Origin of the sequence: Mangrovibacillus sp. Mu-81, from assembly GCF_036867415.1 — a bacterium.
GTDB lineage: Bacteria > Bacillota > Bacilli > Bacillales > Bacillaceae_B > Rossellomorea.
On the sequence record NZ_JBAJHU010000004.1, the window covers coordinates 85,181 to 101,449 of the forward strand.

Annotated in this window: 14 protein-coding genes and 1 other annotated feature; of the genes, 1 reads left to right on the forward strand and 13 read right to left on the reverse strand. The window is 45.7% G+C overall.

All coding sequences use genetic code 11. The features are described from left to right. Window positions 1–9: 9 nt before the first annotated feature. The 13 genes from V6B33_RS11010 to V6B33_RS11070 form a co-directional block, all read right to left on the reverse strand. Window positions 10–714 (reverse strand): hypothetical protein, encoded by a 705-nt coding sequence (locus V6B33_RS11010; RefSeq protein ID WP_334217803.1) that lies wholly within the window; start codon window positions 712–714, stop codon window positions 10–12. Beyond that, on the reverse strand, window positions 711–1,304 hold the full coding sequence (locus V6B33_RS11015; RefSeq protein ID WP_334217804.1) for a PilN domain-containing protein: 594 nt from the start codon (window positions 1,302–1,304) through the stop codon (window positions 711–713). The genes V6B33_RS11010 and V6B33_RS11015 overlap by 4 nt, the downstream gene beginning before the upstream one ends. Continuing rightward, the gene (gene pilM / locus V6B33_RS11020; RefSeq protein ID WP_334217805.1) at window positions 1,291–2,262 is read right to left on the reverse strand and encodes a type IV pilus biogenesis protein PilM; all 972 of its coding nucleotides are present in this window, start codon (window positions 2,260–2,262) and stop codon (window positions 1,291–1,293) included. Before pilM ends, V6B33_RS11015 begins: the two co-directional genes overlap by 14 nt. Window positions 2,263–2,288: 26 nt before the next feature. After that, window positions 2,289–3,038 carry a prepilin peptidase gene (locus V6B33_RS11025; RefSeq protein WP_334217806.1) on the reverse strand — a complete coding sequence of 250 codons (750 nt, stop codon included), beginning with the start codon at window positions 3,036–3,038 and terminating at the stop codon, window positions 2,289–2,291. 8 nt (window positions 3,039–3,046) lie between these two features. Continuing rightward, window positions 3,047–3,460 carry a type IV pilin protein gene (locus tag V6B33_RS11030; RefSeq protein WP_334217807.1) on the reverse strand — a complete coding sequence of 138 codons (414 nt, stop codon included), beginning with the start codon at window positions 3,458–3,460 and terminating at the stop codon, window positions 3,047–3,049. Between the two features lie 116 nt (window positions 3,461–3,576). Further along, on the reverse strand, window positions 3,577–4,788 hold the full coding sequence (locus V6B33_RS11035; protein WP_334217808.1) for a type II secretion system F family protein: 1,212 nt from the start codon (window positions 4,786–4,788) through the stop codon (window positions 3,577–3,579). Next, window positions 4,785–5,828, reverse strand: a complete 1,044-nt coding sequence (locus V6B33_RS11040; RefSeq protein WP_334217809.1) for a type IV pilus twitching motility protein PilT — start codon at window positions 5,826–5,828, stop codon at window positions 4,785–4,787. The genes V6B33_RS11035 and V6B33_RS11040 overlap by 4 nt, the downstream gene beginning before the upstream one ends. Before the next feature lie 14 nt (window positions 5,829–5,842). Next, window positions 5,843–7,501: a GspE/PulE family protein gene (locus V6B33_RS11045; RefSeq protein ID WP_442915517.1), complete on the reverse strand. Its 1,659-nt coding sequence runs from the start codon at window positions 7,499–7,501 to the stop codon at window positions 5,843–5,845. A 23-nt stretch (window positions 7,502–7,524) separates the two neighbouring features. Beyond that, complete coding sequence (locus V6B33_RS11050; protein WP_334217811.1) at window positions 7,525–8,880, reverse strand: VanW family protein; 1,356 nt, start codon at window positions 8,878–8,880, stop codon at window positions 7,525–7,527. 27 nt (window positions 8,881–8,907) lie between these two features. Further along, a complete protein-coding gene (locus V6B33_RS11055; protein WP_334217812.1) occupies window positions 8,908–9,516 on the reverse strand; it encodes a hypothetical protein in 609 nt (202 codons plus the stop codon). Between the two features lie 193 nt (window positions 9,517–9,709). Next, window positions 9,710–11,422 carry a sensor domain-containing diguanylate cyclase gene (locus V6B33_RS11060; protein ID WP_334217813.1) on the reverse strand — a complete coding sequence of 571 codons (1,713 nt, stop codon included), beginning with the start codon at window positions 11,420–11,422 and terminating at the stop codon, window positions 9,710–9,712. A 96-nt stretch (window positions 11,423–11,518) separates the two neighbouring features. After that, window positions 11,519–12,835, reverse strand: coding sequence for a bifunctional folylpolyglutamate synthase/dihydrofolate synthase (locus tag V6B33_RS11065; RefSeq protein WP_334217814.1), 1,317 nt, complete (start codon window positions 12,833–12,835; stop codon window positions 11,519–11,521). A gap of 105 nt (window positions 12,836–12,940) precedes the next feature. Next, window positions 12,941–15,589 (reverse strand): valine--tRNA ligase, encoded by a 2,649-nt coding sequence (locus V6B33_RS11070; RefSeq protein ID WP_334217815.1) that lies wholly within the window; start codon window positions 15,587–15,589, stop codon window positions 12,941–12,943. Between the two features lie 76 nt (window positions 15,590–15,665). Continuing rightward, window positions 15,666–15,894, reverse strand: a binding site (T-box leader). A 162-nt stretch (window positions 15,895–16,056) separates the two neighbouring features. Between V6B33_RS11070 and V6B33_RS11075 the strand changes: the two genes are divergently transcribed. After that, window positions 16,057–16,245, forward strand: coding sequence for a hypothetical protein (locus V6B33_RS11075; RefSeq protein WP_334217816.1), 189 nt, complete (start codon window positions 16,057–16,059; stop codon window positions 16,243–16,245). Window positions 16,246–16,269: the final 24 nt, after the last annotated feature.

Sequence of the window (16,269 nt, forward strand, 5' to 3'; positions counted from 1 at the left end):
AAGGAGGGCCTATTCGTTTGGAAATTGAGGGAACGGGTCCTTTTTAAAGGAAGGTGACGGGCTTTGAATGGACGGTAGTCCGTCTTTAAGGTCTTCGAGTTTCGGGGTGAAGAAAGCGGATGCAGTCAGTTCAAAGGTAATCGTGTCCTCACTGTACCCCTCCATGCTTTCCTTCAGTTCCTCCTCACCTTCGAAATAGAAACCGTTGATTTCGACAATGCGTTCAAGGCTTTCCAGTTCTTCAAGGAATTGTTCCATCTCGAAATAGGACGGTGACTCTACGATCATCGTCATTTGCAGCCTTTTTAATAGAGGTGGAAGCTGAGTTTCCTTGACGGGGTCACCGTCTGACTCTTCATCTTTCTGAGCTGCAAGGGGGCCGTCAGTTTTCTCGAAGTGAATGGATTGAATCGTGCTCCCGGAAATCAGTTCTGCTTTTTCAAGATCCAGTATCACACTCTCGGTTAAGGGTCCGGCAGGTATTTTCTGTTGCAGTGATGCGGAATCGGCCGTCATGTTTTCATCGATACTGTTTACTTTGTTCTCGACGGCTTCCAGCAATTTACTCTGAATCGAAAGTTCCTCCTCTTTATATTGGAGCCTTTCCTCCAACGGCTTAATGAGGAAAAAGTGGAGAACCAGAGCCATGAGTATACCGGCCGCAATCAGGCTTATGAATATTGACCATTGCTTTCTAGTAAAATCGATTTTCATTCGACTTCCTCCTTTTCAGAAAGAAGTGCATGTAGTTTGCCGGAATCCAGGTGGAGTCTATAGGATGCCAAATATCTCGGCAGGATGTCTTCCGCTTCATTCTCATCGATTTCTTCCGTCGTGATTTCAAGGATTTCAGTATCCTTGATCCACTTCATGGTTCTAAGATGAGAAAGATAGAATGCCGCTTCCCTGGAGGAATCAAATTGAATGGTCAGGCTGATGGCATCTTTGTCACTATACTCAAATTCCCGGATAAAGCCTCTTTCGGGTAAGAGGGAGATCAATTCGTTCAGAAGCGGCACTGTTTTAACCTTGTAGGTCATCATTTTTTGAACCGCTTCACTCAATTGACCGGTACCGTCAGATGTTTCTGCACCGAGTACTTTAGACTGCTGCAAGTCGATGATTTTTTTAACTGAAACAATCTTTTCATCTGTCCTCTTTATATCAGCAAGCAAATTCTGCCAGGTCAGCATCATGAAAAGAGCAATAAGAATGAACACCCCCGCAGTACCCAGGACGCTGTATGTAAAAGCCGTCCGTTTTTTTTCTCTTTGGGGCAATAGGTTAATATCAATAAGTTTCACTATGCTGCACCTCTTTTAATGCTAGACCTAAAGCGATGGCAAACCCCGGCGGCACTCTTTCATCATTAAGTGTCACAGCGTTTTTCAACTGCAGGAATTCAACGGGTATCGAAACCCTCTCCTGCAATTGTTCTTTAAGCTCATTCAATCGGGGATGGTCGCCGCTGACAACCGCTTTCTCGACAGATTGCTCACCTTTGTTTAAGGAGTAATGGTAAAAGTTCATCACTTTCTCGATTTCATTAAGCGCATCCTGAAGAATGGGCACCGGGTATAACTGCTCTGTTGCCTTGTCCGTCATTTCAACCTCCAAGACGATCGGCCGGGTGAAAATTGGTTCATGCTTGTGAAAGATCGAGATGGTCAAGAGCTGTTCATCCATATGAAGCAGCATGGTATGCTCATTCGGCAATGCCTTTCTGTCAAGAAGAATGGAGCGATATAAGGCAAGCGGTGCAATATCCGCAGCAGCAGGCTTCAATTTCACTTCTTCAAGCAGCCCTTTGTAGCTCTTGACGATTTCCTCCTGGGAGGCAACCAGTAATACCTCCTGATTCTCACCCGGTCTTTCCAATAAAGAATAGTCGAACACCGGGTCTTCGAAGGGTAGATGAATGCTTGATCCGATTTCAAGGAAGAGATATCCCTCCATCTCATCTTCCCTGATATCAGATGGGATTGATACTTTTCTCAGGACCACAAATGGATCCGGTACCACGAAACGGACCGATTTCCGTTTGATTTTCCATTCGTCTATGCACTCTTCCAGAATAAACAGAAGTGTTTCCCGATCGAAGATCTTTCCGCCTTTGATCACTCCATCCGGGAGAAGGCGCTCACCCATTGAAGCGACCAGCATTGCGGAAGACTGTTTCAGCTCGAGAAATCGGATACAATGGTCTGTGAATACAATATTTGCTGTTTTAGAAGAATTTGAAAGAAACGATAGAAAACCCATGAACCGGACCCTTCCTTTGCATTACTTTAATAGAATGATGATAGATAAAGAGAAATAATCGTGTCTCCATACAGATAAGCCAGAATCGTCCCTGCCGCGATAAATGGACCGAATGGAATCGGCTTCCCTTTTTCAATAAGCTTGAAAGCCAGGGCAGTCAGTCCGATGACCGCCCCAAGGAATGTGGCAATCATAAAGGAGAGGATCGTCACCTTCACACCTGCAGCAAGACCGATGACCCCATATAGTTTGATGTCCCCTCCACCCATTCCGCCCCTGCTTATGATCGCAATGAGCAGAAGCAGCCCGAACCCGAGCGCTCCCCCTGCCAGGCTGTCCCACCAGGGCGAAAGCGGGATGAAGAGACGTTCTGGAATGATCAGCACCAGGAAAAAAAGAAGGACCTTATCAGGAATGACCATATATTTAAGGTCGGACACCGTAATGATGACCAGCATCGATATCAGGGTCCATGCGGCCAGCAGCTCCCATTGCATCCCAAGCTGCAGATAAGCTAGTACAAATAGCCCGGCATTCAATGCCTCCATAAATGGATATAAAGGAGAAATGCGCCCTTTGCACCGGCGGCATTTCCCCTTTTGGATGAGATATGAACATACAGGTATGAGCTCAAGTGCGGTCAATTGATGATGGCAGTATGGACAGCTCGACCTTGGTTTGACGATTGATTTCTTTAATGGCACCCTCAGGCCGACTACGTTGTAGAAGGAGCCCAGGAGGAGTGCATAGAGGGTGATGATTAGTAAAATACTCATTTCAAACCTTATTCATCAATGGTTCCAGACTCGCTCTCAAAGTCATTGATCCCCTTAATAGTAGCGTTCTTAAAAATAATTTTCACATTTCCTTTTTCACCAGTTCCATTCAAGGTAATTGTGTCGGTTCCCGTTACTTTTACCGAATAATCTTTAGTCCAAACATCATCATTTTCTGAAATATATTCACTTAATTCTTGCGAAGTTAACTTCGTACTTGGAGCACCTTCTGATGCAATGTACAATTTAGCAGCATTTAAAACCTGGATGCCTTCTGCTTTTACAGCGTCCGCTCGAGACTTTTCAATAATCCCCCCAATACTGGGAACAGAAATCGCAGCAATAATCCCCAAAATAACAATAACAGCAAGCAATTCGACAAGTGTTAATCCCTTATCATTTTTTAAATATTTCTTCAACATCTTTTTTCCTCCCAAAATGGTAGTATGTAGTACTTTAGTACTCTATCAATCTACTACCATTATACATTACGTCCTGCAAAAAAATAGTAAGAATGTGTAAAATTTTATCAGTATTGCTAGAAATTTTGAACGTTGTTAAACATTTCAAACATCGGAACCATGATGGCTGTGACAATCGTCCCGACAAGTCCTGCAAGAACAACGATCATCAAGGGCTCGATCAGTGATTTAAGCTGATCCGTCGTGTTTTCCACTTCTTTTTCATAGAAGTCGGCCACTTTGGATAGCATGGCGTCAAGCGAGCCCGTCTCCTCCCCGATCGAAATCATATGCGAGACGAGCGGCGGGATGGCCCAGTGCTCTTTCATAGGTCCGGTGAGGGAGCCTCCGCTTTCGAGTGAATCCCTCGACTGCTTTATCACTCTCGCTATCACTTCATTTCCCACCACTTTTTCCAGGATGAGCATGGACTGAAGGATGGGGACCGAGCTTGAGAACAACGAACTGAATGTTCTTGTCATTCTTGCCAGTACCGCTTTTTGAATCAGGCTGCCGAAAATTGGTATCCTTAAAATGGCGTAATCCAAATAATATTTCGTTTCATTCTTTCTCCGAATCACTGTGATGCTTGCAGCAACTGAAATAATCAACAGCAGCAGGATATACCAATAGCTCTGGACGATCCCGCTCGCTCCGAGTACGGCCCTTGTGATAAGCGGGAGCTCGCCTCCCATTTCAGCAAACATATCGACAAAGGTGGGAACGACTGCAAGCAGCAGAAAAATGACGACACCGATGGCAATGATGCCGACCACTGCGGGATAAGACAGGGCAGCGATGACTTTTTGGCGGGTATTGTGCTGTTTTTCATAATGATCGCCAAGGCGTTCAAGCGTTTCATCCAGACTTCCTGTTGCTTCCCCAGCTTTCAGCATATTGATGAACAGCGGTTCGAATACGTTTCGATGCTTGGCAAACGCATCGGAAAGCGGATTTCCTTCTCTCAATTCCACCTCGATGTCGGCAAGCACCTTCGACAGTGGTTTGCTGCTTGTTTGGGCAGAGAGGATCCTCGTCGCATCGACGACGGTGACACCTGCTTTTAGCAGCGTGGAAAACTGCCGCAGGAAAACGACCATCTGCTGAAGTTTGACGGGATTACCAAGTGTAATCTCTTTTGTCAGAAGTGTTTCCGGAACTTCTTCGGCAGAGATGACCCGGATTCCCTGATTCTTCAGTCTCAGCATTGCTTCTTTTCTAGAGGAAGCTGAAATGAATCCCCGCTTCCTTCCGGCTCTGTCCCGACCCTCATATTTGAACCGGGTCATACAGAAACGGTCTCCTGAATATAAGGCTGCGCCACTTCACGTGATATCCTTCCGGTGTCAACAAATCGTTTGACCGTCGATTGGAGAAGCTCCATCCCCTGCGACCTTGAAGTCTGCATGACACTCGGGATCTGATGGATTTTCTCAGAACGGATCAAGTTGGCGACAGCAGAACTATTCAGGAGCACTTCGGTTGCAGCCACCCTCCCCTGCCGGTCCGCAGTCGGTAGCAGACGCTGCGCAATGATCCCTTGAAGGACGGAAGCGAGCTGTACCCTGATTTGAGACTGTTGTACAGAAGGAAAGACATCAATGATCCGTTCGATCGTGGACACGGCACTCGACGTATGGAGGGTCCCCAGTACGAGGTGACCGGTTTCAGCCGCGGTGATCGCCGTATGAATCGTTTCAAGATCCCGCATTTCACCTACGAGGATGACATCTGGATCCTGCCTCAAAGCACTGCGCAGTCCAAATGCGAATGATTTCGTGTCAAAGCCGACTTCACGCTGATCGATGATTGAAGAACCGTGCTTGTGCAAATACTCGATCGGATCCTCGAGTGTGATGATATGCTTCCTCATCGTTTGATTCATGTATTGAATCATCGATGCCAATGTCGTGGATTTTCCACTTCCTGTCGGCCCGGTGACGAGCACCAGCCCTTGTGGCTTTTCCGCTATTTTCGTCAGTACGTCCGGAAGATCCAGTTCGCCGAGCGTCGGGATTTTTGTCGGTACGACTCGGAGGGCGATGGATATGCACGAACGCTGATGGTATGCATTCACCCTGAACCTTGAGACACCGGGAATGGCGTAAGAGAAGTCAAGTTCCCCCCGTTCCTTAAATTCCCCCCATAACTCTTCGGGGACGACGGCTTTCGCCATTTGTTCTGTATCGTCCGGCTTCAGTGACTCCTGTCCGTACCGCTTCAAATCTCCGTGAATCCGGAAGACAGGAGAGGAGCCCACTGTAAGATGGATGTCGGAAGCCTTTAATTCAAATGCTGCTCTTAATAAATGATTGATGCGTTCTTTCATAGTGCTCACCTTCTTTACTCAATTGCAACCCGGAGGATTTCCTCTGTCGTGGTGATTCCCTGCTTCACTTTCAATAAACCATCATCCAATAAAAAGATCGTTTTCGATCTGTAAGCCGCTTCCCTTAAGGTTGACAGCGATTCATTGTTCATGATGATCTTCTTCATTTCTTCATTGATGACCAGCACTTCATGAATCGCCAGCCTCCCTTTATATCCCGTCATATTACAGGCTGCACAGCCTTTTCCGCGGTTGATTTTCTCGATCGTCAGCCCTCTCCGCTTGAAAATATCGGTTTCCCTTCTTGTCGGGATTTCCTCGGCAGCACAGTCACGACACACCTTCCGCACCAATCTCTGTGCCACGATCCCACTGAGTGAAGTGGCCACAAGGAAAGGCTCCACGCCCATATCGATGAGCCGTGTGATTGTCGTCAGAGAGTCATTGGTATGGAGCGTACTGAGTACTAAATGGCCGGTAAGGGAAGCTCGTATGGCCACTTCCACTGTTTCTTTATCACGGATTTCCCCGACCATTATGATATTCGGGTCCTGCCGCAGAATCGACCGCAAGCCTTTAGCAAATGTCAGCCCGACATTTGCATTCACCTGGATCTGATTGATCCCCTCAAGCTGATACTCGACCGGATCTTCTACGGTAATGATATTGACATCTTCACTATTCAGCTTGTTCAAGGCTGCATATAAGGTAGAAGATTTACCTGATCCCGTAGGTCCGGTGATGAGAACAATGCCCGTCGGACGTTCGATCAGGGACTGAAATCGTTTCATATTCAGCGTATTGAAACCCAGCTGGGTCAGGTCATTGAGCGACGAACTCAAGTCTAAGATCCTGAGCACCATCTTTTCCCCATAAATGGTCGGCAGCGTCGAAACCCTTAAATCGATGGGACGAAAATCGATATTCGTCTTGATCCGTCCATCCTGGGGGATCCGGTGCTCCGTGATATCGAGCTGGGACATGATTTTAATCCTGGCGCTCAGCATGCTCTGCATATGTTTCGGGATCGCCCTTTCCGTCCGCAGGATGCCGTCGACCCGGTACCGGATCAGCACCCTCGTGTCCTGGGGATCGATATGGATGTCACTTGCCTTCTGGGTCATCGCATTCGAGAGGATTTGATTCACGAGCCGGGCTATCGGCGAATCCTGATCCTGTATGGTTTCATCCTGCTCTGTCTGCGGTTCGTTCCCGAGACCTTTCAACTCTTCAAAGCTTTCGTCCATATCATAGAATTTATTGATCGAGCGAAGGATGTCATCTTTCGTCGCAATTGCTGTTTCGATAAAAAATCCAGTAGATAACCGCAAATCCTCAATCACATAGAAATCCATTGGATCGGCCATTGCTACAAACAGCTTGTCCCCTTCTTTTTTCAGCGGAATGATCAAGTTCCGTTTCGCCATCTCTTTAGGAATCAGATGAAACAGCTTTTGATCAAATGGATAACGGAATAAGCTGACGTGAGGGATGCCCAATTGAAACTCGAGCACTTCAATCAATTGCTGTTCCGTGATATATCCCTTTTGAAGGATGGCATCGCCGAGTTTTTGATCTTTGCTTTTCTCTGCCAGAGCCTGCAGAAGCTTCTCCTCGGTCAGCAGTCCCGCTTCCACTAATAAATCCCCTAATCGTTTCCGGTCTTGTAGCATTTTCATTTCACCCTACTTTACTATTACTTCGTATCAGGATCTTGAATTTCCCCATTAGCAGAAGGCTGAGTTTCAGGACTCACTTTCAGCAATTCCTGTTCACCATCCTTATCTTCCACTGCATTGTCAGTGTCATCGTTTTCCTGCAGGCCAGATTCTTCTGTCTGGCCGTCACCAGTCCCGGTCGAAGCGGCGGGTTCTTCCTTTTCTTGTAAAGCATCCTCTTTATTGTTCATATATTCTTCCAGACTTACGAGCTCTTCCCGGTGTACAGGCGGATAATAGTCCTTTGAAATCAACTCTTCTTTCAATACTTCCCCGCCGGAAGCGACCATTCTCTTCCGTACTTCTGCCTGTACGCCATCTTTCCCTTCTGCCCTTACTTTCGTTTTCCCTTGATTCATATATGGGCTGTATTGTTTGATCACCCGGGGTTCGATGCTCTGCTTGTTCTCTATTGAGATTTCCACCTCGTAAGGCAGACGGGGTCCTTCTAAAACAAAGATCAGCGTATCCCCGGTCAGATCGAACCTGATCTTAACAGACTGATCGGTCGGATTGATGAACACCAAGTCCTGTTGAAGTTCCCTATCAACCTTTGCCTCAAATCCAAGCTCGGCATATTCAGGAAGCGAGCGTCCCTGGTGGCGCTGAATGACTTGGAGATCAGAGTAGAGCAAGACTTCATATAAACCTGTCGATATGACACTCAGCTCTTCACTCGTCATACTTGTGACCTGCTTCTCATCCACCGATTTCAGTAGTGAGAAGGCGGATGAGGGCTCGATCACGATTTCCGAAAAGGCAGAGAGAAACGATTCAAGTCCCGGAGTCGAATCGACGCCACCTATCTCATTTTCAGCAAGTACCGTCACATCAGCCTGACTCTTCATAAAATCTTCAAGAGCAAATTTCTTCACATCACTGTCAAGCATTGAAGCCTTTACCATCACTGCTTCTTGCAGCTTATCTATATCGAGCATGTCCATATCCATCCCAAGCGATGTCAATAGTTCAAGGAATCGCTCTTCATCTATATGTATAATCAGGGGAGAATTTTCCCCATTTACAGCCTTGTCAACGCTTGCATTAACATCAAACTGAAATACTTCTGAAGAAATGCGCACCTCTTCGTCTAAATAAGCAGCCTTCAAATCCTGATTCTCTTTCCAGACATGAATTTCTTTGTTCAATTTATTTTTTATTCCACTCCTGCTTTCATTTGCCATCTCCATTCCGGCAATGATCATTCCGCTGGCAGAAACGCTTTCAGTATGGAAAAACCGGTCATACAACTTGGCCCCTAAATGGGCAGAACCGACCAGATACACGGTGCATAACACTAAAAAAACGGTACTTGTATGGAACCTTTTTTTCATTGAGGGACCTCCTGTCTGATTGTGAATTTATCTTTCCATCCCTGAAAACAAACGATTATATTCTTCTTCTTCGTCCTCATCAAATGAAGCGGGTTCGACTGTACGATCCGGAATCCTTTTTTCGAGTACAGAGAGCTCATCCACCCCGTTCATCATTTTGCGGTCCTGTATGGCCAGAATCTCATCATCAACAGTCTGTTCCTGCTGACTGACTTCCCAATTCAATTCATCAATATATCCATCTCCACCCTCTGCAAAGGATTCTTCTTCAAATCCTTCACTCAGGGCTGGCTCCCGATCGTAATCGGTTAAATTCTCATCAGTAGTTTCATAGACAATGGGTTCATGGTGTCGGACGGCGGAAGGGATGCTCTCTGGTTGAGGATCGGGCTGCAAGGCTGTTAGGTTCTGAAGTCTTGACTCAACAAAATAGGCGGTCAGACCTGTCAACAGGATCACTAGGGCAATCAAACTGATCAGCGGGAGGAACTCACCGCCGATCAGAGACAGTATGGCTATACAAAATGAGAGGGAAGAAATGATCACTTTCTGTTTAACCGCTAACTTTACAGGAATGAATTTCAGTAACGGCAGTAAGAAAAGATAGGCAGCGGCGGCAAATAGGATCGTGTTCATTATAGTCCCCCTTTCAAACGGTTCACATTTCGCTAGAATTCTACAAATTTCAACTATTACTATTTTATTACACAACGATTAAAAATGAAACAAAAGGATTGCTTGCCATCTCAAAAAAAACAGGGCAAAACGACTATGATTTTTCACCAGAAAAGAAAAAACACCTCGAGGCTTAGCCTGAAGGTGTCTCCCCTTATTTCACATATTCGGCCACACGGTTACGTCCTGCCTGCTTCGCCCCCGTATACAGGGCCCTGTCGGCATGGCGGATCAACGCCATCGTATCATCTGCATCTTGTGGTGCGGAGGCAACTCCGATACTTGCGGTAATCCTGACCATCAACTTTCTATTTGATGCTTGTAGTGTATCGTGAAGCACAAAAGGGCGGTTCGCGATAGTCTGTCTGACCCGTTCCGCAAGCCTGATCGCATCATCTCTTTCTGTGTCCGGCAAAAGGATGACAAACTCTTCCCCGCCATACCTCGCTACGGTGCCTATTGGTCCAATCAACTTGCATAATCTTTCCGCAAGTTCTATCAGGATTTCATTTCCGCTTTGATGACCATAGTTATCATTGATGACTTTGAAGTGATCGAGATCGAGCATGATGAGCGACAACGAGGTCCTGCTCCCCTTCTCGAGTTCATTGAATTCAAGTGACAGCATGTCTTCAAAATAACGGTAATTATAAAGATTGGTCAAGGCACATCTTTCACTGTTTTTCTTTGTTTGTTCATGATGTCTCGCGTTTTCGATGGCCACACCGAAATAGGAGCACAGAATTTCAACGATCATCAACTGGAACTTTTCATATGCACGCTTTTTGGAAGAGGCCAGGAGGAGGATCCCCCTCACTTTCTGACTTCTCACGATCGGTACACATAAAACGCTTTCCACTCCGGCCGGCATATAACCATCTGCCAACCCTCCCCATTCAGAACGGGAGCCGTAAATGACCGATTTGCCGGAATTCCATACCATGCCGCTGATGCCCCTCCCTTTTTTCAATGCCGGGAATTTGTGCAGATCCTTCTCCCTGCTTTCTACCCTTCTTAAAAGGATCAGTTCATCGCCTTTGCAGTCCAGGATGTACGCATACTCCACTGGAAGGGTTTCGATGATCTTTTCCAGAAAGATATCGAGAACTTCTACTACCTTTAGGCTTTCTGTTAACTGATGCCCGATTTCTCCGGCTTTTTGAAGGTATTCATTAATTTTCTCTGAGGAATTATACATTTTTAATATCATCGATAAACTAATGAATGGAATACCAATCAGCAGCGAGGCAAATGGACCTATTTGAAAAGTGAGGAAATACAGTGAAAGGGACATTGGGAACATGATCATATTCGCAATGAAATCCCAGATAAAATCTTTGCTGTAAAAACGGATATCGTTCACGACTACATAACGCTGGTAGGCTAATAGAAGGAATTGATTAATCATGATGGATGCCACTTGGTAACCCAAGGCGGCAGGAAGCATTTCCCCTATACCTGTCGCACCAATTTCACCTCCAAGCAGAAAATAAATTAAACCGCTTGAAATAGAAACAAGAAAAAACATGAGGGAATTTAAAGGCGCCCTGTGCCAATCTGTTTTGGCCATCCGAAGGCGGATCAATAAAGGGATGATCGAAAACTGCATCAGGACGATTTCCACGAATAAACCGTACTTTAAGAATCCTACAAGGGTTACCCACTGGATAAAGAAGATGGTGGAGCCGTTGATGACGATCGGCATGAGCGGGATGAATGTGGCAAACAACACGAGCGTGAACAGTTCCCACCCATTGCCTTCGACATTTTGAGGAGGATAGAATTGATACGTATAATACAGGCCGGCAGGTACGATGGCCAGCCACGCAAAAAGTATCCAAAGTTTCTTGTTAAGTGAAAGCTGCATCTCTATCCTCCTCAATTTACATGATATGCTATCGCACACTAAAATAGTTAAATAGTCACAAGTTTAAGAATATTTTATCAGAGTAAATGAATAAAGTCACTTGTTTTTTCTAGAATTTTCTAACTTCTGGAGAAGTACAGGTTTGACTTCTGATAAAAAGTAGAGAGAGCCCGTGATAAATAACACCTCATCATCACCCATCGATTCCAGCTTTTCTTCTATATAATGCTGCCAGTCCCCTGTCTTCTCTTTACAGGGATGATCGGATAGGGCGAATAATTCTTCCGCCTCCGCTACTCTGGGAAAAGAAAAGGAAGTGAAACTTATGATCGATGCTGCTTCCTCAAGCAATTCGATCATATGTTTCAGTTCTTTATCCTTTAAAGCAGAAAAGAGGATCGTCACATTTTCAGTTGGAAAACGTTCCTTGATCGTCGTCACCAGGGCCTGAATCCCTTCAGGATTGTGAGCGCCGTCCAAGATGACCGCCGGCTTTTCACTGACCAATTCCAATCTGCCCGGCCAGTATGCATTTTTCAATCCTGCTTTCAGTTCTGCATCTGTATAGGTGATTTCATGTTGAGACCGAAGTAACTCTGCGGTTTTTAAGGCGATGGCTGCATTCTTTACTTGATGTGCCCCCATCATGGCAATCTCGTAGGATGAACTCCGGCCGGATGATTCGTATTGAAAACTTTCCCCGTTATGCAAGATGGAAGCCCGCTCGGTATGAAAATCCTTCTCTGCTTGAAAGACATGACTTCCCTTCTCTTTTGCCGTTTCCATGATTACATTTATTGCTTCAGGCTGTATTACACCGGATATCACCGGTACACCGGGTTTGATGATCCCGGCTTTCTCAAACGAGATTTCCTCGATTGAATCCCCTAAGAACTGCATATGATCCATCCCGATACTTGTAATGACCGAAACAAGCGGATTGATCACATTTGTAGAGTCCAATCTGCCGCCAAGTCCGACTTCAAATAGAACGAGATCCGGCTTTGCCGTTTCTGCAAAATAGACCATGCTCATCGCCGTAATGATTTCGAACTCGGACGGTTCCCCCCACTCACTTTCTTTCATTCCTTCAGCAATCGGTTTAATGAGGGAAACAAGAGAAATAAGATCTTGGTCGGAGAGGTGGTTTCCATTAACAGAAATACGTTCATTGAACCGTTCGAAATATGGAGAGGTGAATGTGCCGACCGAATAGCCTGCCTCCTGCAGGATATGACGTAAATAAGTGACCGTCGATCCTTTCCCGTTAGTTCCGCCTATATGGACGGATTTAATGCTTTCATGCGGATTTCCAAGCTCCTTTAACAGATGGTTCATCCTTTGCAGCCCCGGCTTGATTCCAAGTCTGAGACGCGCATGAATCCACCCCACTGCTTCTTCATATGTATCCAATTCTGCTTCACTCCAATCAAAAAAAGGCAGGAGGGGAGCCTAGCTGCTTTCAGGGGCCATCCCCATACAATTAGACTCCTTCTCCCAAGCCTTCTGAGTTCGTTCTTATACAGTTTTCAGTTCCTGGATTCTCGCTTTTACTGTTGCCTGCTTCTCCAGATAGTCTTTTTCTTTGGTTTTTTCTTCGTCTACTACTTTTTGAGGAGCTTTGCTTACGAACTTTTCGTTATTCAATTTTCCTTGTACGCGCGCTACCTCTTTCGTCCACTTCTCAAGTTCTTTTTCAAGGCGGGCGACTTCTTCATCGATGTTGATCAGTCCTTGTAATGGAAGGAACAATTCAACTCCCGTCACGACTGCAGTCATCGCCTTTTCCGGAGGTGTAATATCTGTCCCCATATCCAATTGTTCCGGATTACAGAAACGCTCGATATACGCTTTATTTTTATCCAGCGTACGCAGGATCTTTTCATCCTTCGCTTTCAGGATAAGTTTGATTTGTTTGCTCATCGGCGTGTTTACCTCTGCACGGACATTACGTACAGCCCTGATGATTTCCACGAGCAGTTTCATTTCTTCGGAGGCATCTGCATCGGTAAGTTCTTCTTTTACTTCCGGCCAGGCTGCAACCGTGATCGATTCGCCTTTATGCGGCAGGTTCTGCCAAATTTCCTCGGTAATAAACGGCATGAACGGATGCAGAAGCCGCATTGTGTTGTCGAGAACGTATGCGAGAATCGAACGGGTGGTTTTCTTGGCCGCTTCGTCTTCACCGTATAAAGGAAGCTTCGCCATTTCGATATACCAGTCACAGAAGTCATCCCAGATGAAGTTATAAAGGATTCTTCCCACTTCGCCGAATTCATAACGGTCTGCAAGACGTGTAACGTTTTCGATCGTTTCATTCAAACGGGTAAGGATCCATTTATCCGCTACGGATTTCTCTCCGCTCAGATCAATCTCTTCATAGGTCATTCCATCCATGTTCATCAATGCAAAGCGTGATGCATTCCAGATTTTATTGGCAAAGTTCCAAACCGATTCCACTTTCTCGAATGAGAAGCGCAGGTCCTGACCAGGTGAACTGCCTGTCGATAAGAAGTAACGCAGTGAGTCTGCACCATACTTCTCGATGACTTCCATCGGATCGACACCATTTCCAAGGGATTTACTCATTTTGCGTCCATCTTCAGCACGAACGAGACCGTGGATCAATACATCTTTGAATGGGCGCTCCCCTGTAAACTCAAGACCTTGGAAAATCATGCGGGAAACCCAGAAACCGATGATATCGTAGCCCGTTACCAGGGTACTGGTCGGGTAGTATCTCTTAAAGTCTTCAGAATCAGTATCCGGCCAGCCCATTGTGGAGAATGGCCAAAGCGCTGAGCTGAACCATGTATCCAGAACGTCCTCTTCCTGTGTCCAGTTTTCACTGTCAACAGGTGCTTCCTTACCTACATATTCTTCACCTGTTTCTTTGTGGTACCATGCAGGGATTCTGTGTCCCCACCATAGTTGACGTGAAATACACCAGTCACGTGTATTTTCCATCCAGCGAAGATAAGAGTTTTCGAAACGGTCAGGAACAAAGTTGACTTTGTTCTCCTGTTCCTGGAGTATGACTGCTTCCTGAGCCAATGGATCCATCTTGACAAACCACTGTGTGGATAAATAAGGTTCTACAACCGCTCCGCTGCGTTCTGAGTGCCCTACCGAATGCATATGTTCTTCGACTTTAAACAGAACGCCTGCTTCCTGAAGATCTTTGACAATCTGTTTACGGCAGTCAAAGCGGTCCATCCCTTTATACTTATCTGCTTTTTCATTCATCGTGCCATCTTCATTCATCACTAGGATGCGCTCAAGATTATGGCGGTTCCCGATTTCAAAGTCATTCGGGTCGTGAGCAGGCGTGATTTTCACTGCTCCGGAACCAAATTCCATATCCACATAATCATCACCGACAATCGGTATTTCGCGTCCAACGATTGGAAGAGTGACCTTCTTACCTATTAAATGCTTGTAACGGTCGTCTTCAGGGTGTACAGCAACAGCCGTATCCCCAAGCATCGTTTCTGGACGTGTCGTAGCGATTTCGATATGCCCGCTTCCATCAGCCAGTGGATACTTCATGTGATAGAATGCACCCTGAACATCCTGGTGGATCACTTCGATGTCGGATAGAGCCGTTTTCGTGGCAGGGTCCCAGTTGATGATATATTCACCGCGGTAAATCAAGCCTTTATTATAAAGATCAATGAACACTTTTTGTACGGCTTGTGATAAGCCTTCATCAAGCGTAAATCGTTCACGGCTGTAATCAAGGCCCAATCCGATTTTCGACCATTGTTTACGGATATGCTCTGCGTACTCTTCTTTCCATTTCCATGTTTCTTCTACGAATTTCTCACGTCCCATATCATGCCTTGAAATGCCTTGGTTACGCAGCTTTTCGTCTACTTTTGCCTGTGTGGCGATTCCTGCATGGTCCATACCCGGCAGCCATAATACATCGTAACCCTGCATACGCTTCATTCTTGTCAGGATATCTTGAAGCGCCGTATCCCAAGCATGCCCGAGGTGAAGCTTGCCCGTTACGTTCGGCGGCGGAATGACGATCGTATACGGTTCCTTCTCTTTATCGCTTTTCGCTTCAAAAAACTTTCCTTCCAGCCACCATTTGTATCTTCCCTGCTCAATCGCATTGGGATTATATTTGGTCGGCATCGATAATTGATCTTGAGTTTCCATGTGATTTCCTCCCTGAATCGTTATCGTTTTCTATAAAGGTGATTTATTTTTGGAACACAAAAAATCCTTCGCCCTGTAAAAGGACGAAGGATTCGTTTCGCGGTACCACCTTTTTTCTCAGAAGCCATAAAATACTCCTGAACTCTCAATGAACAATAACGGCTTTTAACCGGCTTCTACTACTGTCTTCATAGAAGCAGCTCTTCAGGCGACCTTCCATCGTCTTCGCTTGGAAAATCTCTCAGCAAATGATTTTCCTCTCTTAAAGCGGGGGGCAATGTACTCTTCCTGTTCAACGCTTTTAAAATTATTTATGTACTCACTATAGTATAGGATTTACTGAACTTTCGTCAATCATTCTCGCCAATTTTACTGAAAAATATTCAATCCGCCTGCCTCAGGCACCCTTCCGTACTGAAATCATAAGATAAAGTAGTGAATTCACCCAGGAAAGTGAGTGGATAATTATGAAAAAAATCAATCAATACACCTTGCAGAAGTGGATGGGGAATGCCCGGTTAATATGTAAGCAATTCATCATACCCTTCACTGTCTTTCAAGGGATCCGCACCATTTTGCTTCCAACCACATTCGATGTCCTCCTATTGACCCTGTTCATCGGTATCGGCCTGGCCATTTACTTCGATTGGATTTAAAAAACTGACGAATGCAGTCTTCGT

Bases quoted from the DNA above. Each gene is read 5' to 3' on its own strand.
- V6B33_RS11010 (WP_334217803.1), bottom strand. From the start codon at position 714: ATGAAAATCGATTTTACTAGAAAGCAATGGTCAATATTCATAAGCCTG.
- pilM (WP_334217805.1), bottom strand. From the start codon at position 2,262: ATGGGTTTTCTATCGTTTCTTTCAAATTCTTCTAAAACAGCAAATATT.
- V6B33_RS11025 (WP_334217806.1), bottom strand. From the start codon at position 3,038: ATGAGTATTTTACTAATCATCACCCTCTATGCACTCCTCCTGGGCTCC.
- V6B33_RS11030 (WP_334217807.1), bottom strand. From the start codon at position 3,460: ATGTTGAAGAAATATTTAAAAAATGATAAGGGATTAACACTTGTCGAA.
- V6B33_RS11035 (WP_334217808.1), bottom strand. From the start codon at position 4,788: ATGACCCGGTTCAAATATGAGGGTCGGGACAGAGCCGGAAGGAAGCGG.
- V6B33_RS11040 (WP_334217809.1), bottom strand. From the start codon at position 5,828: ATGAAAGAACGCATCAATCATTTATTAAGAGCAGCATTTGAATTAAAG.
- V6B33_RS11045 (WP_442915517.1), bottom strand. From the start codon at position 7,501: ATGCTACAAGACCGGAAACGATTAGGGGATTTATTAGTGGAAGCGGGA.
- V6B33_RS11050 (WP_334217811.1), bottom strand. From the start codon at position 8,880: ATGAAAAAAAGGTTCCATACAAGTACCGTTTTTTTAGTGTTATGCACC.
- V6B33_RS11055 (WP_334217812.1), bottom strand. From the start codon at position 9,516: ATGAACACGATCCTATTTGCCGCCGCTGCCTATCTTTTCTTACTGCCG.
- V6B33_RS11060 (WP_334217813.1), bottom strand. From the start codon at position 11,422: ATGCAGCTTTCACTTAACAAGAAACTTTGGATACTTTTTGCGTGGCTG.
- V6B33_RS11070 (WP_334217815.1), bottom strand. From the start codon at position 15,589: ATGGAAACTCAAGATCAATTATCGATGCCGACCAAATATAATCCCAAT.
- V6B33_RS11075 (WP_334217816.1), top strand. From the start codon at position 16,057: ATGAAAAAAATCAATCAATACACCTTGCAGAAGTGGATGGGGAATGCC.